At 61.0% G+C, this 20364-nt stretch carries 18 protein-coding genes; 11 read left to right on the top strand and 7 right to left on the bottom strand.

Features of this window, described 5'->3' with window-relative positions; genetic code table 11:
• Positions 1–65 precede the first annotated feature (65 nt).
• On the top strand, positions 66–965 hold the full coding sequence (gene yegS / locus L9B60_RS21715) for a lipid kinase YegS (protein ID WP_249673025.1): 900 nt from the start codon (positions 66–68) through the stop codon (positions 963–965).
• Here yegS and L9B60_RS21720 read toward each other — a convergent pair.
• The 3 genes from L9B60_RS21720 to L9B60_RS21730 form a co-directional block, all read right to left on the bottom strand.
• The gene (locus L9B60_RS21720) at positions 949–1608 is read right to left on the bottom strand and encodes a response regulator (protein ID WP_249673026.1); all 660 of its coding nucleotides are present in this window, start codon (positions 1606–1608) and stop codon (positions 949–951) included. The two genes, yegS and L9B60_RS21720, sit on opposite strands and share 17 nt — an antisense overlap.
• Entirely contained in the window at positions 1605–2495 is an 891-nt protein-coding gene (locus L9B60_RS21725) for a sensor histidine kinase (protein WP_249673027.1), read from the bottom strand. Before L9B60_RS21725 ends, L9B60_RS21720 begins: the two co-directional genes overlap by 4 nt.
• Before the next feature lie 560 nt (positions 2496–3055).
• Positions 3056–3523: a hypothetical protein gene (locus tag L9B60_RS21730; protein WP_249673028.1), complete on the bottom strand. Its 468-nt coding sequence runs from the start codon at positions 3521–3523 to the stop codon at positions 3056–3058.
• 492 nt (positions 3524–4015) lie between these two features.
• Between L9B60_RS21730 and L9B60_RS21735 the strand changes: the two genes are divergently transcribed.
• Both L9B60_RS21735 and L9B60_RS21740 read left to right on the top strand, forming a co-directional pair.
• The gene (locus tag L9B60_RS21735) at positions 4016–4945 is read left to right on the top strand and encodes a chemotaxis protein CheV (protein WP_249673029.1); all 930 of its coding nucleotides are present in this window, start codon (positions 4016–4018) and stop codon (positions 4943–4945) included.
• A 65-nt stretch (positions 4946–5010) separates the two neighbouring features.
• Positions 5011–5817 carry an MOSC domain-containing protein gene (locus L9B60_RS21740; protein WP_249673031.1) on the top strand — a complete coding sequence of 269 codons (807 nt, stop codon included), beginning with the start codon at positions 5011–5013 and terminating at the stop codon, positions 5815–5817.
• Between the two features lie 41 nt (positions 5818–5858).
• On the opposite strand, the gene L9B60_RS21745 is transcribed toward L9B60_RS21740, so the two are convergent.
• On the bottom strand, positions 5859–7787 hold the full coding sequence (locus tag L9B60_RS21745; protein WP_249673032.1) for a transglycosylase SLT domain-containing protein: 1929 nt from the start codon (positions 7785–7787) through the stop codon (positions 5859–5861).
• 201 nt (positions 7788–7988) lie between these two features.
• Here L9B60_RS21745 and L9B60_RS21750 point away from each other — a divergent pair, with 201 nt between their 5' ends.
• Positions 7989–9899: an ATP-binding cassette domain-containing protein gene (locus tag L9B60_RS21750; RefSeq protein ID WP_249673033.1), complete on the top strand. Its 1911-nt coding sequence runs from the start codon at positions 7989–7991 to the stop codon at positions 9897–9899.
• Between the two features lie 84 nt (positions 9900–9983).
• Here L9B60_RS21750 and L9B60_RS21755 read toward each other — a convergent pair whose 3' ends face one another.
• On the bottom strand, positions 9984–10427 hold the full coding sequence (locus L9B60_RS21755) for a universal stress protein (RefSeq protein WP_249673034.1): 444 nt from the start codon (positions 10425–10427) through the stop codon (positions 9984–9986).
• A gap of 112 nt (positions 10428–10539) precedes the next feature.
• Here L9B60_RS21755 and L9B60_RS21760 point away from each other — a divergent pair, with 112 nt between their 5' ends.
• The 7 genes from L9B60_RS21760 to L9B60_RS21790 all read left to right on the top strand — a co-directional run bounded on the left by L9B60_RS21760 (position 10540) and on the right by L9B60_RS21790 (position 18973).
• On the top strand, positions 10540–10977 hold the full coding sequence (locus L9B60_RS21760; RefSeq protein WP_249673036.1) for a hypothetical protein: 438 nt from the start codon (positions 10540–10542) through the stop codon (positions 10975–10977).
• 623 nt (positions 10978–11600) lie between these two features.
• Entirely contained in the window at positions 11601–13748 is a 2148-nt protein-coding gene (gene fadB / locus L9B60_RS21765) for a fatty acid oxidation complex subunit alpha FadB (RefSeq protein ID WP_249673037.1), read from the top strand.
• A gap of 27 nt (positions 13749–13775) precedes the next feature.
• Positions 13776–14951 carry an acetyl-CoA C-acyltransferase FadA gene (gene fadA / locus L9B60_RS21770; RefSeq protein ID WP_249673038.1) on the top strand — a complete coding sequence of 392 codons (1176 nt, stop codon included), beginning with the start codon at positions 13776–13778 and terminating at the stop codon, positions 14949–14951.
• A gap of 76 nt (positions 14952–15027) precedes the next feature.
• A complete protein-coding gene (locus L9B60_RS21775; RefSeq protein WP_249673039.1) occupies positions 15028–15279 on the top strand; it encodes a DUF1653 domain-containing protein in 252 nt (83 codons plus the stop codon).
• Positions 15280–15378: 99 nt separating this feature from the next.
• Positions 15379–18030 (top strand): type I DNA topoisomerase, encoded by a 2652-nt coding sequence (gene topA / locus L9B60_RS21780; RefSeq protein WP_249673040.1) that lies wholly within the window; start codon positions 15379–15381, stop codon positions 18028–18030.
• A gap of 137 nt (positions 18031–18167) precedes the next feature.
• On the top strand, positions 18168–18689 hold the full coding sequence (locus L9B60_RS21785; protein WP_249673041.1) for a DUF6586 family protein: 522 nt from the start codon (positions 18168–18170) through the stop codon (positions 18687–18689).
• A gap of 50 nt (positions 18690–18739) precedes the next feature.
• Positions 18740–18973 carry a hypothetical protein gene (locus L9B60_RS21790; RefSeq protein WP_249673042.1) on the top strand — a complete coding sequence of 78 codons (234 nt, stop codon included), beginning with the start codon at positions 18740–18742 and terminating at the stop codon, positions 18971–18973.
• Positions 18974–19071: 98 nt separating this feature from the next.
• Here L9B60_RS21790 and sulA read toward each other — a convergent pair whose 3' ends face one another.
• A complete protein-coding gene (sulA, locus tag L9B60_RS21795) occupies positions 19072–19563 on the bottom strand; it encodes an SOS-induced cell division inhibitor SulA (RefSeq protein WP_249673043.1) in 492 nt (163 codons plus the stop codon).
• Between the two features lie 12 nt (positions 19564–19575).
• Complete coding sequence (lexA, locus tag L9B60_RS21800; RefSeq protein WP_249673045.1) at positions 19576–20184, bottom strand: transcriptional repressor LexA; 609 nt, start codon at positions 20182–20184, stop codon at positions 19576–19578.
• Positions 20185–20364: the final 180 nt, after the last annotated feature.

A 20364-nucleotide genomic window follows, 5' to 3' on the forward strand; every position in this document is an offset into this window, starting at 1 on the left:
GGCTGGCTTTTTCGGAGAGTGAGCGGTCTATAGGGGTTTGGTCACTAACTACCTGGGGTAAACACATGGGCGAGCGCAAGGCACTTTTGATTTTGCACGGCAAGCAGGCGCTCAACGACACCGTGCGGGAAGCCGTGAAGGCGCAACGCGAGGCGGGCTGGGATTTGGCGGTGCGCCTGACCTGGGAAGCCGGCGATGCGCAGCGCCTGGTCATCGAGGCGTTGGCAGCCGGTTACCAGACCATCATTGCCGGTGGGGGTGATGGCACCTTGCGCGATATCGCCGAGGCATTGGCACAGGCACAAAGCAGTGCCAGCCTGGTCCTGATGCCGCTGGGCACGGCCAATGATTTTGCCCGGGCCGCCGGCGTACCCCTGGAGCCTCTGGCCGCGCTCGGGTTGCTGGAGGTGGCACCGCGGGCCATCGACCTGGGCGAGGTGGGCGGGCAGTTGTTCCTGAACATGGCCACGGGGGGCTTTGGCAGCCAGGTCACGGCCAGCACCTCCGAAGACTTGAAGAAGGTGTTGGGTGGCGCGGCCTACCTGTTTACCGGGCTGTCACGCTTCAGCGAGCTGGAGCCAGCCTTTGTCAGCCTGCACGGGCCGGACTTCCAGTGGGAAGGGCAGTTGCTGGCGCTGGGCATTGGCAACGGTCGCCAGGCCGGCGGCGGGCATGTGCTGTGCCCGCAGGCGTTTGCCGATGATGGCTTGCTGGACTTGAGTATCCTGCCGGCGCCAACCGAAGTGGTGAGTACCTTGAAAGACCTGCTGGCCGGGGGGCTGGGCCTGGACAATATGTTCGTGCGCGCGCGCCTGCCGTGGGTCGAGATCAAGAGCGCCGAAGGCCTGGACATCAACCTGGACGGGGAGCCGTTGACCGGCGCCGACTTGCGCTTCAGCGCCCGGCCTGGGGCGCTGAACGTGCATTTGCCGGCCCACTCGCCGTTGCTCAGTCATCAAGGCTGATGATGCGCTCGCGCACGGCGAACAGGACCAGCCCCGCCACGTCAAAGATCTGCAAGCGTTTCATGATCTGCGAGCGGTGGGTTTCCACGGTCTTGATGCTCAGCCCCAATCCGTTGGCGATCTCGCGGGTGGATTTGCCGCGCACGATCAACCGCAGGATTTCCAGCTGCCGTGCGGTGAGGTTGTGATTGTCGACGGCATCGGCCTTGCTGCCTTGCGCGCGAACCAGCGCCTGGTTGATCACCGTGTGGGCGATCGCCGGGCTCAGGTAGCGTTCGTTGCTGCGCAGTGCGTCCAGCGCCTGCTCCAACTCGATCGCCGTGGTGTCCTTGAGCAGGTAGCCGTGCGCGCCCATTTCCAGCGCTTGCATGATCAGCGCAGGGTCGGTGTGCATCGACAGGATCAACACCTTGCTGCGTGGGCGAATCTGCTGCAGGTGGCCCAAGGCTTCGAGGCCGCCGGTGTCTTTCATGGAGATGTCCAGCAGGATGATATCGGGGTCCAGCCGTTGAACCATGGTTAACAGCTGCGAGCCATCACTGGCTTCGCCGATCACCGCGTACCCGGGGATGTCCGATACCAGGGCGCGCACGCCCGCTCTGATCAGTGAATGATCATCTACAAGAAGTAAGTTGCAGATCATAGGCCTTTGCTAAGTTTGGCCCTTTCCAGGGCGCGTGGTGCCCATGGAAAGAGTGCTTCAATTTGAGTGCCGTGGCCAGGCTGGCTGCTGATGCTCAAGTGCCCGCCCAGCAAAGCCGCGCGCTCATGCATGCCACTGGTACCGCGCTGGCCGGCGTGTGCCGGGTTGGCGGCAACGGTGAACCCTGCGCCATCATCGGAAATATACAGCGACAGGCCTTCCTGCAGGCGTTGCACGCGGACCAGCAGGTTCTGTGCCTGGGCGTGGCGCAGCACGTTGGTCACCGCCTCCTGGACGATGCGAAAGGCCGCCACGGCCATTTCCTCGGGCAGCCCGGTCAGCCGCTGATGGCATTCCAGGCTCCAGTGCAGCGGGGTATTTTCCAGGGTGCGCAGCAGGTGCGCGCGCAGGCTCGCCTCCAGCCCCAGGCTGCTCAGTTGGCGGGGGTTGAGGATGGCCGAGACATCGCGCACCTTGGCCAGGGTTTCGTCGAGTGTTTCGTTCAAGGTGCCGAAGTGCCCCTGCAGCTCTTCGGGCTGACGGCGCTGCAGCCAGTCGGCCTGCATTTTCGCGGCGGTCAGCAACTGGCCGATGTCGTCGTGCAGTTCGCGGCTCAGGCGGTGACGTTCGTTTTCCTGCACCTCGAGCAAGCGGTCGGCCAGCTCCTGAGGCTGGAAGCTGATGGCTTGGCGCCAATGCCGGTGCTGGTGCCAGACGCCGTACATGGCCGCCACGTTAAGCAGCAACAGCGGCAATGGCAGCGCGACAGCACTGAAATAAACGGCCAGGTTGCCCAGCAGTGAAACAATGCACAGCGCCAGGCTTAGCCAACTGATGTGTTGTGTGCCCAGTGGCCAAACCTTGTGTTTCTTGAAACTGGCAGACATAGAGAATGGAGCCAATGGATGTTCGCTGGAGTGACCGGTAAAGGTGTATGTAAAAAAATGTACAAGCGCTGGGCGCGATGTAATCCACCGCATCATCGATAAATATCCAGCTCGTTTAAAACTCAACTTTGGCAATTCCCACGCCCACGAATAAAGGCAAGTACTGCGCCGTCAATGACACGTACCAGGTGGGGTGGCGTCCAGCCAATGTTAGGTTTGGTCAGCATAGGGTAACACTTTGCAGGCGAGGGGTCGCCTGTAAACGCAGGGCCGTTTGTGGGCGTATGTTGCGCCATGGAACGTTTGTTCCATTTACCGATGATTGCTTATGGCCATCATTGAATGCTTCGGCCAAGCGTTGCTCATTGAGCGTTGCAAGTGCACAGGAATGGGGCATTTGTGTCGATTCGGCAACTTTATGTAAAGCCAAAGTTACAGTAACGGAACAGCACTTGTACCTAAGGGAATTACTGATAACGCTTAAGCGAAATGCTGAGTAATGGGAGCGCGGGCGTGAAACTTTTTTTAGAGTTGCACGGCGAGATTGACGACCCGGCAGCTCAAATGGCTTGATTGTAGCCGTCCTGCGAAGCTCTCGAACCGAGCACTCGCAGGCGTTGCGCGCCTTCGGTTTCGATGCAGGCGGCCAAGGCCTGCACCAAGGTGTTTTGCTCATCGTCATCCAGGCACAACTGGCCGGTGCACGGGTCGATCAGTTCAACTTGCCAGGCCAGCAGGGTCAGGCACTGATGCAGCGCACCCAGGGTTTCGCCTTGCAACCGATTGCGCGGTTGCGCCAGGCGTAGCAAGTGTTCGACCTGGTGGCAGAAGGCAGCGATCTCGGGCTGCGACCGGCACTGCGCTTGGGCCGAGAGCGTGCCCAGCGTGTTGAGCAGGCAATCAGCCGCGTCCTGATCGTTGCAGATCAGTTCCAGGTGGCTGAGGCACTCCTGCAACTTGCACAGCAAGGTCTGCGCCTGGTCGAGGAAGTCGGGCAGTGCGCCTGGCCATTGGTTGGAATTCATCATTTCATTACCCCACAACTCCGTGCGGACTCCGTGTACTCACGCGTTTCGGGTGAGCGTCCGTTCAGTTCGATCAACAAGCATGGCCGAGAGATGCGGGCAGGTATCTGCCGTGGCACATTAAAGCGCGATAGCCAGCTTGGCGGCCCCAACCATGCCCGTCTACACGGGTAACGAAATGGGTAGTTAGCCAATCTGAATGCGCCAGATTCCATTCATGCAATGAGAATGGCGTCACATTAATGGCTATTGGATATCGCGAAAATCAGGTTAATCCCGATTGCCTCTAGGGGATTCCCTGATAAAGGGGGAGTGTTTTGGTTGATTTTGTATCTGGAAGTAACGGCTACATCACGCTTTCAGTTAACCATGATGTTATTGTGACATCAATGCCATCTGTCGGTAATTTGTCGCAGTCAAGATCCGCCGGCAGCGGCCGATATGGGTAACAAGTCCCTCACATGTCCCTCACACGATCAGGCCCTGGAGCTTTTAATGGCTGGCATTCTCGACACGGTAGACCAACGAACGCAACTTGTGGGTGAGAACCGCCTTGAAATCCTGATGTTCCGCCTGGCCGGGCGGCAGTTGTTTGCCATCAACGTGTTCAAGGTGCAGGAAGTGTTGCAGCTGCCCAAGCTGACCCTGATGCCGCAACGCCACGCCTACGTGTGTGGTGTGGTCAATTTACGCGGGCAGACCTTGCCGGTGATCGACCTGTCCCAGGCCATTGGCATGCGGCCCCTGCAACCAGGGCCCAATAGCACCATCATTGTCACCGAATACAACCGTTCGGTGCAGGCGTTCCTGGTGGGTGGCGTGGACCGCATCGTCAACATGAACTGGGAGGCGATCCTGCCGCCGCCGGCCAGCGCCGGTCGCCAGCACTACCTGACGGCCATCAGCAAGGTCGACGACCAGTTGGTCGAAATCATCGACGTGGAGAAGGTGCTGGCCGAGATCGTGCCCTACAGCGCCAAGGTTTCCCGCGACAAGTTGGAAGACCCGGTGCTGGCACGGGCACGCGGCCGGGAGGTGCTGCTGGTGGACGACTCCACGGTGGCGCTCAGCCAATTGCGCGACACCCTGTCCCAGTTGGGCGTGAAGATGCACGTGGCCAGCGACGGCCTGAAGGCGCTGAACATGCTCAAGGCCTGGGCCGATGCCGGTGAGGTGCTGACCGAGAAGTTGCTGATGGTGTTCACCGACGCCGAGATGCCGGAGATGGACGGTTACCGGCTGACCACCGAGATTCGCAACGACCTGCGCCTGCGTGGCCTCTACGTGGTGCTGCATACCTCGCTGTCGGGTAGCTTCAACGAGTCGATGGTCAAGAAGGTGGGGTGCGATAACTTCCTGTCCAAGTTCCAGCCCGACAAGCTGGTGGACGTTGTGCGCGAGCGGTTGATGCAGGGCCTCAGCTGAATTGGGCCGTGGCCCGCGGTGCAGGCTTTGTATAAGCTGGCAGCTTTCTACCAAGGGAGCTGGCCATGCTGCGTCTCAGTGCGCTTTACCGATACCCGATCAAGTCGGCGATCGCCGAACCGTTGCAAGCGTCGGCACTCGATGTGCTGGGGTTGGCAGGCGATCGTCGCTGGATGTTGGTAGAGGAGAGCAGTGGGCGCTTCCTGACCCAGCGTGCCTTGCCGCACATGAGCCAGCTATCGGCGGCCTGCCGCGGCGAGCAGGGGCTGGTGCTGAACGGCCCTGGCTTGCCCGAGTTGAACGTCGCGGTGCCCGGCCCGGATGCCCCGTTGCGTGGCGTCACGGTGTGGCGTGACACCCTGCGGGTGCCCGACGCCGGCGATGCAGCCGCAGCCTGGGTGACTGAATTCATTGGCAAGCCCACGCGCCTGGTACAGGTGCCGACCGAGCGTGCGCGCAGCACCCAATCAGGCTATGGCCTGGACACCGATAAAGTCGGCTTTGCCGATGGTTTTCCGATTCTATTGATTGGCCAGGCCTCGCTGGACGACTTGTCCGCGCGCGTGGGGTGGCCCTTGGAAATGCTGCGCTTTCGGCCCAACCTGGTAGTGGAAGGCAGCGAAGCCTTTGCCGAGGATGGCTGGAAGCGCATCCGCATCGGCGAGGTGGAGTTTCGCGTGGTCAAGCCGTGTTCGCGTTGCATCCTGACCACCATCGACCCGCAAACCGGCGTGCGCAGTGAAGACCGCGAGCCGCTGACCACGCTCAAGACCTATCGCGAACAAGGCGGTGAAATCATGTTCGGGCAAAACCTGGTGAATGATGGGGTTGGGCAGGTAGCGGTAGGGATGCCCGTCACGATCCTCGAATAGCGCGTGGGGAGCATGGCCCCCCACACACAAAAGCGTCCTGATTACTGATCGTCGAAGAAACGCTCGTGCCAATCGACGATCGGCTGCGGCGTGTTGAGCTTTTGCCCGTAGATCACCGCATACGACAGCACGTTCTGCACGTACTGGCGGGTTTCATCGAATGGGATCGATTCTACCCACACGTCGAAACTCAAGTGGTTGGCGCCCCTCAGCCATTGCCGAACGCGGCCTGGGCCGGCGTTGTAAGCGGCGGTGGCAAGCACGCGATTGCCATTGAACTGGCTTTGCACCTGGCTCAGGTAGGCGGCGCCCAGCTGGATGTTTTTGTCCGGGTCGATGGCCTGCTGTGGCGATGCCAGCGGGATGCTGAATTTGCGTGCGGTTTCCTTGGCAGTGCCCGGCATCAGTTGCATCAGGCCCATGGCGCCGGCGCCGGAGCGGGCGTCGTCCATGAAAGCACTTTCCTGGCGGGTGATGGCGAACACCCAGCTCGAATGCACGCCACGGTTGGCAGCCTCGCGCACCAGCGCGTCGCGGTGGGCCATCGGGAAACGGATGTCCAGGTCGTCCCAGTACTGCGCCTGGCTGATGGTGCGGATTGCCGGGAAGTACCACTGCAGGTCGTAGGCAAGCTTGGCCTGGGCGACCATTTCATCGCGGCTGAACAGGCGGCTCACGTGGTACCACTCGCGGCGGCCATCGACGATCTGCCCGCGGGCATGCAGCTCCAGGGCGCGGCGGATGCCCGGGGTGTTGCGCACCTTATTGATCAGCGCCTGGGTGAGCACAAGAGGCTTGTTGGTGAGCTGGTACGGCGCCTGCGTGCGGTCGGCGGCCAGGAAACCATAGAAGTCACGCTCGCGTGCCACGTTGCGGTACAGCTGGGGCACCAGCGGGTTTTGCGGCTGGGCCAATTCCAGGCTGCGGGCCTGCCAGTATTTCCAGCGGTTGGTGGTGGCCAGGTCCGCTGGCAAGCGTTGGCTCAGCTCGTAGGCCTCTTCCCAGCGTGCCAGGCGCAACAACAGGCGCAGGCGCCACTCGGTCACGGTGTTGTCGCGCAGCTGCGGGTCGTAGCGGGTCATCAGGTCCAGGGCGCGAGGGTCATAGTTACGCGCCAGGGTCAGGCCGATCTCGCGAGCGATGGCCACCTTTTCTTCACTGGAAAAGTGCATGCTGCTGGCATAGCCGTCGAGCATCTGCATCGCCTTGTCCGGGTCTTGCTTGGCCAGGCGGCGCAAGCCCAGGCTAACCACGTCGGACATGGCTTCATCGGCCGGCAGAAAGCGCGAGGGGTCGCTCAGCAGGTCGGGCTTCTGCCCGACGTCCACCAGCAGGCGGCCTTCAGGCGCCAGGGTGGTGAGGGTCTTGACCAGGGCGTTGGCCAGTGGATAGTTGCGGGCCTGCACCGCCAGCTTGGTGCGCTGCCAGCGTTTTTGCTCGGTTAACTGGCCCTGGGAGGCCCACAGGTCGAACAGGGCGTCGCACGCCGCCGGCTGGGTCTTGCCGGTGAGCCAGAGTTTTTCGGTGTTGGCGTAGCCTTCGGCGCGCAAGTCATGGCTGAGTTGATACTGGCCGTTCAGGCAGTCCAGTTCAGTGAAATTGAGCTTGGGGTCGTAGTACTTGACGAAGGTGGCCCAGTCGCCGCGGTCGGCCAGCCAGCGCAACCAGCGCAATTTCATCCAGTTGGCCTGGGGCAGGTCACCGTGCTGGGCGAGGAATTTCTCGATCTCGTCGTTGCTGGCGGTTTTCAGCCGGGCGGTGAGTTCGTCGTAGGCCAGGTACGGCTCCAGCGGGTAATCGGCGAGGGCCGGGGCGTAGCGAAAGTAGGGGCCCGAGTCGCCCTTGGCCAACGCACGCTTGGCTTCGTCGTAATACTGACGCTGGGTGGTGAGGTCGGTGGCCTGAACGGACCCGACGGTCGACGCGCAGAGAAGCAGGCAGGATACAAGGCTGAACAGGCGACTGCGCATGAGACTTCCGGGCAGATGAAACGTGACGAGTGCGGTAAGGCCCGCACTGATGATGACCCTAGCTTAGCCGGTTGGGGGTGTGCGATGAAAGCATTGTGCTTGTATCTGCGTGTGAACGAGGCTGAATCACCCGGCCAGCGGCATTTACTGTGATTGGCGCGAGAGTCAGGTAGAATGCGCGCCCGGTTTTTGGAGAAATACATGACCCTGCTCAAATTAAGCGATGTGTCCCTCGCTTTCGGCGCGATGCCGTTGTTGGACAAAGTGTCCTGGCAGATCGCCCGTGGAGAGCGGGTCTGCATCATCGGCCGCAACGGCACTGGCAAGTCCAGTATGTTGCGCCTGGTCAAGGGTGACCAGAAGCCCGATGAAGGCGACGTTTGGCGAGCCCCGGGCCTGAAGATCGGCGAGTTGCCGCAAGAGCTGCCCACGGCCGATGGCCGCACGGTGTTCGACGTGGTCGCCGAAGGCCTGGACGGTGTCGGCGCGCTGTTGGCCGAATATCATCACCTGAGCCAGAACATCGTCACCGACGAAGACCTGACCAAGCTGATGCACGTGCAGTCGGACCTCGAGGCCCGCGACGGCTGGCGCCTGCAGCAATTGGTCGACAGCACCCTGAGCCGCCTGCAACTGCCGGCCGACAAGACCCTGGCCGAACTGTCCGGTGGCTGGCGCCGCCGTGTGCTGCTGGCCCAGGCACTGGTGTCCGAGCCCGACTTGCTGCTGCTCGACGAGCCCACCAACCACCTGGATATCGGTGCAATTGCCTGGCTGGAAGAGGCCCTGAGCAATTTCGGCGGCGCCGTGCTGTTCATCACCCACGACCGCTCCTTCCTGCAGAACCTGGCCACGCGCATCCTGGAATTGGACCGCGGCGGCCTGATCGACTGGAACGGCGACTACGCCAGCTTCCTGGTGCACAAGGAAGCGGCACTGGCGGCCGAAGAAACCGCCAACGCGCTGTTCGACAAGCGCCTGGCCCAGGAAGAAGTGTGGATCCGCCAGGGCATCAAGGCCCGCCGTACCCGTAACGAAGGCCGCGTGCGCGCCCTGAAGGAGTTGCGCGTGGAGCGCAGCGAGCGCCGCGAGCGCACCGGCAAGGCGAACATCCAGCTCGACACCGCGGAGAAATCCGGCAAGCAGGTCATGGTCATCGAGAACGTCAGCTTTGCCCACCCGGGCGGCCCGTTCCTGGTCAAGGACTTCAGCATGGTGCTGCAGCGCGAGGACCGTATCGGCCTGCTGGGTGCCAACGGTACCGGCAAGACCACCTTGCTCAAGCTGATGCTGGGCGATCTTGAGGCCAGCAGCGGCAAGGTTGAGTCGGGCACGCGCCTGGAAGTGGCTTACTTCGACCAGTTGCGCCACCAGTTGAACCTGGAAAAAACCGTGATCGACAACCTGGCCGAGGGTCGCGATTTCATCGAGATCGACGGCCAGAGCCGCCACGTGCTGAGCTACCTGGGCGACTTCCTGTTCAGCCCGCAGCGTGCCCGCACGCCGGTCAAGGCGCTGTCGGGTGGCGAGCGTGCGCGCTTGCTGCTGGCCAAGTTGTTCAGCAAGCCGGCCAACCTGCTGGTGCTCGACGAACCGACCAACGACCTGGACGTGGAAACGTTGGAGCTGCTCGAAGAAGTGCTGTCCAGCTTCAAGGGCACCGTGTTGATGGTCAGCCACGACCGGGCATTCCTCGACAACGTGGTCACCAGTACCCTGGTGTTCGAAGGCGATGGCAAGGTGCGTGAGTACGTCGGCGGCTACCAGGACTGGATTCGCCAGGGCGGCTCGCCAAAACTGCTGGGCGTGACCGAGAACAAATCGGGCAAGGCTGAGCTCAACAGTGCGGTGGTCGCGCCTGCAGCCACGCCGGCACCGGTGGCAGAGCCTGCCAAAAAGAAGCTCAGCTACAAGCTGCAGCGCGAGCTGGAAGCCCTGCCGGGCGAAATCGATGCTCAGGAGCAGAAGATTGCCAGCCTGCAAGCGCAGATGGCTGATGGCGGCTTTTACCAGCGCCCGGCAACAGAAACGGCTGCGGTGATCGCCGAACTGGAGCAGGCCCAGGCCAAGCTCGACGGCATGGTGGAGCGTTGGGCTGAGTTGGACGCCTAAGATCGGTTGCGAGCGTCAAGCTGAAAGCTGCAAGTTGGGCGTGTGCGCCCACTTGCAGCTTTTTAGCTTGTGGCGTGCAGCTTTTTAGTTTTCGACCTTTTTCAGGCGCACGGCCAGCACGTCACATGGCGCGCCATGCAGCACGTCGTTGGAGGTGGAGCCCAGCAGCAGGGCCAGGCCGTGGCGGGCATGGCTGCCGACCACTACCAGATCGCAACCCTGATCCTTGGCCAGGCCATGGATTTCCTGCTTGGGCTGGCCGTAGGTCAGGTGGCAGTTGTCTTTGCTCAGCTCAGGGTATTTGGCGATCAGGCGCTCAAGGCGTTCCTTGGCTTGGTCCAGTTGTTGTTGCTGCAGTTGCGAGAGGTCCATCGGCACGTCGCCGCCAAACGCCATGGCGATGGGTTCGACGATGTGGATCAGGGACAGCTTGGCTTCATTACTGACTGACAGTTCGCGAGCACGGTGGATCACCGGGTCGCATTCTTCTGTTAGGTCCACGGCGACCAGAATATGGTGGTAGGGCATGAGAAGCTCTCCTGAACGGTTGCAATAGCCTAAGTATGGCCGGTTTCAAGCGGGTTGGTTCAAACGCTTGTTAACCCACTCTTTTAAAAAGCTTTGTAGGGCGCACAGTGATATGACGGTCTGGATAGTGGTGTCAATCCTTGCAGTGGTTTTAAGCCCCTTGGTGTGGCTAAAACCGTCGCGCAACCAGAGCGGGCAGATGGCCCTGCGCCTGGAGGCCCGGCGCATGGGCCTGGCGATGCAACTCATGCCCCAGGAGTGGCCGCACTGGCTGGCCAAGGAGCCCCCCAGCCCCTGCGCGCAGTACTGTCGGCCACGGCGCGGCAGCCTGCCTGCGGTGTGGTGCTATTGGCAGTCAACGCCTGGCGTGTGGCTCAATCGCTGGCGCGAGCCGTGTGAAGACCCGGCGCTGCTGCAGCATTTTGCGACGTTGCCGGGCAATGTCTACAAGGTGGATGCGGGGCCGCAACTGATTGCGCTGTATTGGGGCGAGAAGGGTGACGTGAGCGTGCTGCAAGCCATTGATGGGGTGCTAAAGGCACTGGCTTGAGGTGTATGGGCGGATTTATCCGCGAAGGGCGTCAGGGTGTTTCGGCGTTCTTTTCGCGGATTAATCCGCTGCTACGGGGGCAATGGCCAAATCGCAGGCATTAAAAAGCCCGATATCAAGCGTCGGGCTGGGGTTGGCCAGGCAGGCCGGTAATTCTGTGGCTACTGTGCAATGCAGTCGCCCTTGGAAGCGATGGGCACAGTGTAGCTGTGGTCGCATGTTACGCCCGAAAATCGCAAAAATCTTTCATTTTTTTTAAAAGTGCCACCTTTGGGTGCGCCTGGTCGACGAGCGCATGGCTGTAACCCTTGCAGGCTATGGTCTGCGGCAAAAGCGCGCAGGTCGTGCGCACTCATTTGGAGCGTAAATGACTGCAAGGTCGCGATTTAGCCGCTGTTTCGGGTGTTTGACAATTACCTGATTTTCGCAGAAGGTGGTCGTACCCAAATCAAACGGGCGTATGAATTGAGCGTTTGCCTTGTAGGAACGCTCTTACAGAATCCCGAATATCGCGCTGGAGGGTGTGCCTGGGCAGGTGATGGAGGCAGTGGTGAATAGCCCGTCGACGTCCAGCTCAGCTTACGGCGTGTACTGTTCAGCTTCCATATCGTGGAGATCAGTTGATGATTTACGAAGGTAAAGCCATCACGGTTACGGCTCTTGAAAGTGGCATCGTCGAACTGAAGTTCGACCTCAAGGGTGAGTCCGTCAACAAATTCAACCGTCTGACCCTGGGCGAGCTGCGCCAGGCCATCGACACCATCAAAGCCGATGGCTCGATCAAGGGCGTAATCGTCACCAGCGGCAAGGACGTGTTCATCGTCGGCGCCGACATCACCGAATTTGTCGACAATTTCAAGCTGCCAGAAGCCGAGCTCGTGGCCGGTAACCTTGAAGCCAACCGCATCTTCAGCGACTTCGAAGACCTGGCCGTGCCTACCGTGGCGGCCATCAATGGCATCGCCCTGGGCGGCGGCCTGGAAATGTGCCTGGCGGCCGACTATCGCGTCATGTCCGCCACCGCCAAGGTCGGCCTGCCGGAAGTCAAGCTGGGCATCTACCCAGGCTTTGGCGGTACCGTGCGCCTGCCGCGCATCATCGGTGCGGACAATGCCATCGAGTGGATTGCCTCCGGCAAGGAAAACCGTGCCGAAGAGGCCCTCAAGGCCGGCGCCGTGGACGCCGTGGTCGCCCCTGAAAAGCTCAGGGAAGCAGCCCTGGACCTGATTTCGCGCGCCATCAGTGGCGAGTTCGATCACAAGGCCAAGCGCCAGCCGAAACTGGACAAGCTCAAGCTCAACGCCATCGAGCAAATGATGGCCTTCGAAACCGCCAAAGGCTTCGTTGCAGGCCAGGCCGGCCCGAACTACCCGGCCCCGGTCGAGGCGATCAAGACCATCCAGAAGGCCGCTAACTTCGGGCGCGAGAAGGCCCTGGAAATCGAGGCCGCAGGCTTCGTGAAAATGGCCAAGACTGCGGCCGCACAGAGCCTGGTCGGGCTGTTCCTGAATGACCAGGAGCTCAAGCGCAAGGCCAAGGCCTATGACGAACTGGCCCACGATGTGAAGCAGGCTGCGGTACTGGGCGCTGGCATCATGGGTGGCGGCATCGCCTATCAGTCGGCTGTCAAAGGCACGCCGATCCTGATGAAAGACATCAACGAGAAGGGCATCGAGCAAGGCCTGGCCGAAGCGTCCAAGCTGCTCGGCAAGCGCGTCGAGAAAGGCCGCCTGACCCCGGCGAAGATGGCCGAGGCACTCAGTGCCATTCGTCCGACGCTGTCCTACGGTGATTTCGGCAGCGTCGACATCGTCGTCGAAGCCGTGGTCGAAAACCCCAAGGTCAAGCAAGCGGTACTGGCCGAAGTGGAAAGCAAGGTCAAGGACGATGCGATCCTGGCCTCCAATACCTCGACCATTTCCATCAGCCTGCTGGCCAAGGCCCTCAAGCGCCCGGAAAACTTCGTCGGCATGCACTTCTTCAACCCGGTGCACATGATGCCGCTGGTGGAAGTGATCCGGGGCGAGAAGTCCAGCGAAGTCGCTGTGGCGACCACCGTGGCCTACGCCAAGAAAATGGGCAAGAACCCGATCGTGGTCAACGACTGCCCGGGCTTTTTGGTCAACCGCGTGCTGTTTCCCTACTTCGGCGGTTTCGCCAAGCTGGTCAGCGCCGGCGTTGACTTCGTGCGCGTCGACAAGATCATGGAGAAGTTCGGCTGGCCCATGGGCCCGGCTTACCTGATGGACGTGGTCGGCATCGACACCGGCCACCATGGCCGCGACGTGATGGCCGAAGGCTTCCCGGACCGCATGAAGGATGACCGCCGTTCGGCCGTCGACGTGCTGTACGAAGCTGATCGCCTGGGCCAGAAGAACGGCAAGGGCTTCTACGCCTACGAAGTAGACAAAAAGGGCAAGCCCAAGAAGGTCGCTGACGCGTCGGTGCTCGAAGTGCTCAAGCCGATCGTCTACGAGCAGCGCGAGCTGAGCGACGAGGACATCCTCAACTGGATGATGATCCCGCTGTGCCTGGAAACCGTGCGTTGCCTGGAAGACGGTATCGTCGAAACCGCCGCCGAGGCCGACATGGGCCTGGTCTACGGCATCGGTTTCCCTCCGTTCCGTGGCGGTGCGCTGCGTTATATCGATTCCCTGGGCGTCGCCGAGTTCGTTGCACTGGCCGACCAGTACGCCGATCTGGGTCCGCTGTACCACCCCACCGCGAAGCTGCGCGAGATGGCCAAGAACGGCCAGAGCTTCTTCGGTTAAGCGACCCATCAGAGTGAGAGTGAATTTATGAGCTTGAATCCGAGAGATGTGGTGATTGTCGACTTCGGTCGCACGCCAATGGGCCGCTCCAAGGGCGGCATGCACCGCAACACTCGCGCCGAAGACATGTCGGCGCACCTGATCAGCAAATTGCTGGAACGCAACGTCAAGGTCGACCCCAAGGAGGTCGAGGACGTGATCTGGGGCTGTGTCAACCAGACCCTGGAACAAGGCTGGAACATCGCGCGCATGGCCTCGCTGATGACCCAGATCCCGCACACCGCAGCCGGGCAGACCGTCAGCCGCCTGTGTGGCTCGTCCATGAGCGCCCTGCACACCGCGGCGCAAGCGATCATGACCGGTAACGGTGACGTGTTCGTGGTCGGCGGCGTGGAGCACATGGGCCACGTGAGCATGATGCACGGCGTGGACCCTAACCCGCACATGTCACTGTACGCGGCAAAAGCCTCGGGCATGATGGGCCTGACTGCCGAAATGCTCGGCAAGATGCACGGCATTACCCGTGAAGCCCAGGATGCATTCGGCTTGCGCTCGCACCAGCTCGCCCACAAGGCAACCCTGGAAGGCAAGTTCAAGGACGAAATCATCCCGATGCAGGGTTATGACGAGAACGGCTTCCTGAAAATGTTCGACTACGACGAGACCATTCGTCCGGACACTACCCTGGAAAGCCTGGCGGCCCTCAAGCCGGCGTTTAACCCAAAAGGTGGTACTGTCACGGCGGGTACCTCGTCGCAGATCACTGACGGCGCCTCGTGCATGATCGTGATGTCGGCGCAGCGCGCCCAAGACCTCGGCATCCAGCCATTGGCGGTTATCCGCTCCATGGCGGTGGCCGGTGTGGACCCGGCGATCATGGGCTATGGTCCAGTACCGGCCACGCAAAAAGCCTTGAAGCGTGCAGGCCTTTCGATCGGCGATATCGACTTCTTCGAGCTCAACGAAGCCTTCGCTGCACAGGCCCTGCCAGTGCTCAAGGATCTGAAAGTGCTCGACAAGATGAACGAGAAGGTTAACCTGCACGGCGGCGCCATTGCGCTGGGTCATCCTTTCGGCTGTTCGGGTGCGCGTATTTCCGGCACCTTGCTGAACGTGATGAAACAGAACAACGGCACTCTCGGGGTGTCCACCATGTGTATTGGCCTTGGCCAGGGCATCACCACCGTCTTCGAACGCGTCTAACCGGTTCGGTAGTCGGAAACCGGGGCCCTGTGCCCCGGTTTTTGTTTTACAGAATTTTTTTATAGCGAGGCGCAACATGCAGTTACAGCCAGGGCTCTACCGGCACTACAAAGGGCCCCAATACCGCGTCTTTGGCGTTGCCCGCCATTCCGAAACCGAGGAAGAAGTGGTGTTTTACCAGGCGCTGTATGGCGAATTCGGGCTGTGGGTACGGCCTTTGCGCATGTTCCTGGAGTCCGTCGAGGTTGACGGCGAGCGCGTGCCGCGCTTTGCTTTGGTCGAGGCCCAGCCAAGCCTGTTTTCAGGCGACGGCGAGAGTGCCGTGTGAAGACCCGCGCTTGACCTCACTCTGTTGCCACTATATATAGCGGTGCCTCAAAGGCATCAATCGCCTTTCATTTTCAAGTATTCAGGAATTTTCTGATCCATGGGCAAATCGCTGGTCATTGTGGAATCCCCGGCTAAGGCCAAGACCATCAACAAGTATCTGGGCAACCAATACGTGGTGAAGTCGAGTATCGGCCATATCCGAGACCTGCCCACCAGCGGTTCGGCTAGCGCCAGCAAAGAACCGGTCAAGCGGGGCAAAGCCGCGGCCGCCGAGGCGCCTGCCTTGTCGCCCAAGGAAAAAGCCCGCAAGCAATTGGTGGCGCGAATGGGTGTGGACCCCGAGCACGGCTGGAAAGCCAAGTACGAGATCCTTCCCGGCAAGGAGAAGGTGATCGAGGAGCTGCGCCGGCTCGCCAAGGATGCTGACACCATCTATCTCGCAACCGACTTGGACCGCGAGGGGGAAGCCATTGCCTGGCACCTGCGCGAAGCAATCGGTGGGGATGACAGCCGCTACAAGCGCGTGGTGTTCAACGAAATTACCAAGAAAGCCATCCAGGAAGCGTTCTCGCAGCCTGGCGAATTGGACATCGCCCGGGTCAACGCCCAGCAGGCGCGGCGTTTCCTGGATCGCGTGGTGGGCTACATGGTTTCGCCACTGCTGTGGGCCAAGATCGCCCGTGGCCTGTCGGCTGGCCGCGTGCAATCGGTGGCCGTGAAGCTGGTAGTGGAGCGTGAGCGCGAGATCCGTGCGTTCAACCCGGAAGAGTACTGGGAAATCCACGCCGACCTTGGCACTGCCAAGAGCGCCAAAGTGCGTTTCGAAGTGGCTCGCGAAAAGGGTGAAGCCTTCAAGCCGTTGAACGAAACCCAGGCCATGGCCGCCCTGGAAAAGCTCAAGGCGTCCAGCTACAGCATCGTCAAGCGTGAAGACAAACCGACCAGCAGCAAGCCGTCGGCGCCTTACATCACCTCGACCCTGCAGCAGGCGGCAAGCAACCGCCTGGGCTATGGCGTTAAAAAGACCATGATGATGGCCCAGCGTCTGTACGAAGCCGGCTACATCACCTACATGCGTACCGACTCCACCAACCTGTCGACCGATGCCGTGGAAATGGCGCGCGCCTACATCGAGAGCGAGTTCGGCAAGAAGTACCTGCCTGAGAAGCCGCTGGTTTACAGCAGCAAGGAAGGCGCCCAGGAGGCGCACGAAGCAATTCGCCCCTCCGACGTGAATACCCACCCGAGCAAGCTGTCGGGCATGGAACGCGATGCTGAGCGCCTGTACGAGCTGATCTGGCGCCAGTTCCTGGCCTGCCAGATGCCACCGGCGCAATACCTGTCGACGACCGTGACCGTGGCCGCCGGCGACTTCGAGCTGCGCGCCAAGGGCCGTATCCTCAAGTTCGACGGTTACACCCGGGTGATGCCGCAGATGGCCAAACCGGGCGATGACGACGTATTGCCGGAAATGGACCAGGGCGAAGTCCTCAAGCTGATCGAGCTGGACCCCACCCAACACTTCACCAAGCCGCCAGCGCGTTACTCCGAAGCCAGCCTGGTCAAGGAAATGGAAAAACGTGGCATCGGTCGTCCATCGACCTACGCCGCCATCATTTCCACTATCCAGGACCGCGGCTACGTGGCGCTGCACAACCGTCGCTTCTACTCCGAGAAGATGGGCGACATCGTCACCGAACGCCTCAGCGAGAGCTTCTCCAACCTCATGGACTACGGCTTCACCGCCGGCATGGAAGAGAACCTCGACGACGTGGCCCAGGGCGAGCGTGACTGGAAGAGCGTGCTGGACGAGTTCTACGGCGACTTCAAGGGCAAGCTGGAAGTGGCCAGTGCCGCCGACAGCGGCATGCGCGCCAACCTGCCGACGCCAACCAACATTGCCTGCCGCGAGTGCGGCCGGCCAATGATGATCCGTACCGCGTCCACCGGCGTGTTCCTCGGCTGCTCGGGCTATGCCCTGCCGCCCAAGGAGCGTTGCAAGGCCACTATCAACCTGGTGCCAGGTGATGAGATCGCCGCCGATGACGAGGGCGAGTCCGAGTCGCGAGTACTGCTGGGCAAGCACCGCTGCCCGATCTGCGCCACGGCCATGGATGCCTACCTGCTGGATGAGAAGCGCAAGCTGCACATCTGCGGTAACAACCCTGACTGCACCGGCTACGAGATCGAAGAAGGCAACTATCGCATCAAGGGCTATGAAGGCCCGAGCCTGGAATGCGACAAGTGCGGCAGCGAGATGCAACTGAAAACCGGCCGTTTCGGCAAGTTCTTCGGCTGCACCAACCCGGAATGCAAAAACACCCGCAAACTGCTGAAAAGCGGTGAGGCAGCGCCACCGAAGATGGACGCGGTGAAAATGCCGGAACTCAAGTGCGAGAAGGTCAACGACACCTACGTGCTGCGTGACGGTGCATCGGGCTTGTTCCTGGCCGCCAGCCAGTTTCCGAAAAACCGCGAGACCCGTGCACCGCTGGTGATCGAGATCGTGCCGCACAAGGACGAGATCGATCCCAAGTACCACTTCCTGTGCGAAGCGCCGAAGAAGGACCCGGACGGCTTGCCGGCCGTTATCCGCTACAGCCGCAAGACCAAGGAGCAGTACGTGCAGACCGAGATCGACGGCAAGCCGACCGGCTGGCGCGCGTTCTACGACGGTGGTAGCTGGAAAGTCGAAGACAAGCGCACCAAGGACGTCAAGGAAGCCAAGGTCGCCAAAGAAAAAGCCTAAGGCGGTATAAAAAACGCGCCTGCTCCCTTTGGGGGCAGGCGCGTTTTTTTATGCCTGCTGAATTGCCTTGCCCCACCCGCGTAGTTCCCTGAAACTGTGTGCCTGCCCGAACCCCGTTTTTGTCGGAGGGTGCCAGCATGGCCCACGAACTCTATACCCGTACCAATCAGAAAATTTACTTTGCTGGCCTGGCGCTGGAAGCCATGGGCAAAGCCCAGGAGGGGCGCGCGATGAACGCCCAGGCGCTGGAGCAGGCCGAGCGCGAATCGTCGCTGTTCCACCTGTACGGCGCGGTGCTGGGGTTGTGCCATGAGATTGCCGGCTTCTATCGGCTGCCGCAGGCCAATTCTCCACGGGCCGAAACGTTCCTGGTGCCGGAAATTCTGGCCAGCATCGCCATCCCTGAAATGGCGGAACTGGTGGAGCTGGCACAAAACCGTGAAACCTGGCTGGCGCGACTGCTGGCTGAGCACGCGGCCCTGTTCCAGCCGCCACGGGCGCCGAAAAAGCCAAAAGGTGACGTGACATTGCCCTTGATCCAAGCCGTGAGCCTGGACGAAGAGCCCGCGCCGGAATTGACCCGTGAAGAAATGGAAGGCTGGCGCAAAGAATTGAAGAGCCTGGCCATTCGCTACCGCGACGGCCTCAGTGAGTGCTGATTGCGCCAGTCGCTGATACAATATCGGCCTTTCGTGGAGAACCCTTTTTTATGCCAACGTCCTTTCTAGAAATTGTCGAGCTGCCTGACGGCCGAATCGAACTGCGCCGTGCTGAGGACGAGGGTTCCCTGGTGACCCTGGATTTTTCCGAGGATGCCAAGGTGTTCCTGCAGGGGCAGCATGTCGAGGTGGCCAAGGCCATGTTGAGCGTCGGCGTTCAGATGGCTGGCAAGCTGGTCGAAGGCGAAATCGACAAAGATGACGGCCCGCGCGTTCTGCACTAAGCCCGTTAGTCGGATTGTGAAATGTGCGTTACGCGGATGCGGTCGCTCCTTGTAGGAGCGCATTCATCCGCGAAAAGAGCACCGCCAATACTGGCCCATCACCCCATCCTGATATTCAAACTCTGTGCATCCCCTTTGCGGGCTGCGGCGATCAACTGTTGCCGCGCGCTGGCCCCCAGCGGGTTCAGCCAACTCACCACGGTGTGGCTGCGGCCTAGGCGCAAAGCTTCACAGGTCAGTTGCAGGGCGCTTTGAGCGCCGGTGGGTTGTAACAACAGGATGCGTTCGCGGTTCAGGCCGGCGTCACGTAGCCATGCCTGGGTCAGGCTGGCAGGCGGGGCGATCAGGGTGAGCCAGCGGTTATCCAGCTCTTCGCTCAACTCGCGCAGCATGGGGGCCAGCAGGCTCAGGCAGTTTCCGGCGGCGCCGCGCAGGGACAGTTCACTGAAGGCGTCGGGTTCATTGCCGCCCCAGGATGAATCCACCGCTTCCTTGACGAACAGAGGCGCGCTTGGCTGAGCCATGAAGGCCTCGAACAACGACAGCTGGGCTTGTTGTGGGGCGTACTGTTGCGAAAGGGGAAACTGCATGATGCCTCCTTTTTATCGGCGAATGACGCCGACGCTCAAACCTTCGATCACCAGATCCTGATCCTTGAGGTTGACCTCGATCGGCGCGAAATCCGGGTTCTCGGCGATCAGCCAGACCTTGCTGCCATCGCGCTTGAAGCGCTTGACCGTCACCTCGTCACCAATGCGCGCCACCACGATCTGGCCGTTGCGGGCCTCGCGGGTGGTGTGCACGGCCAGCAGGTCGCCGTCGAATATGCCGACGTCTTTCATGCTCATGCCGTGAACCCGCAGCAGGTAGTCAGCCCGTGGGTGGAAGAAGGTCGGGTTGATGTTGCACGACTCTTCGATGTGCTGCTGGGCCAGGATCGGCGCGCCGGCAGCGACCCGGCCAATGATCGGCAGGGTGGACTCGTCGGCCTTGGCCTCGAAGCCTGGGATGCGAATGCCGCGCGATGCGCCCGGGGTCATCTCGATGGCGCCTTTGCGCGCCAGGGCCTTGAGGTGCTCTTCCGCCGCGTTCGGCGACTTGAAGCCCAGCTCCTGGGCAATTTCCGCCCGGGTAGGGGGGAAGCCGTTGTCGTCGAGGCAGCGTTTGATGAAGGCCAGAATCTCTGCTTGGCGTGGCGTCAGTTTTAGCATTTGGCTCGCTCTGTCTTTTTATACAGTGACTGGGATTATATACAGTATGTCGGGGTTGGCAATCCTGCATTTTTCGCCGGTCGTCGCAAAGGGCAGGTGATTGAAAAGCATGCTCGCGCGAACGGCTTTCTAAAGGCCTTGCCGATTGTGGTTAAATACGTGACCGGCCAGGCAGAAACC

Origin of the sequence: Pseudomonas abieticivorans (assembly GCF_023509015.1) — a bacterium.
GTDB lineage: Bacteria > Pseudomonadota > Gammaproteobacteria > Pseudomonadales > Pseudomonadaceae > Aquipseudomonas > Aquipseudomonas abieticivorans.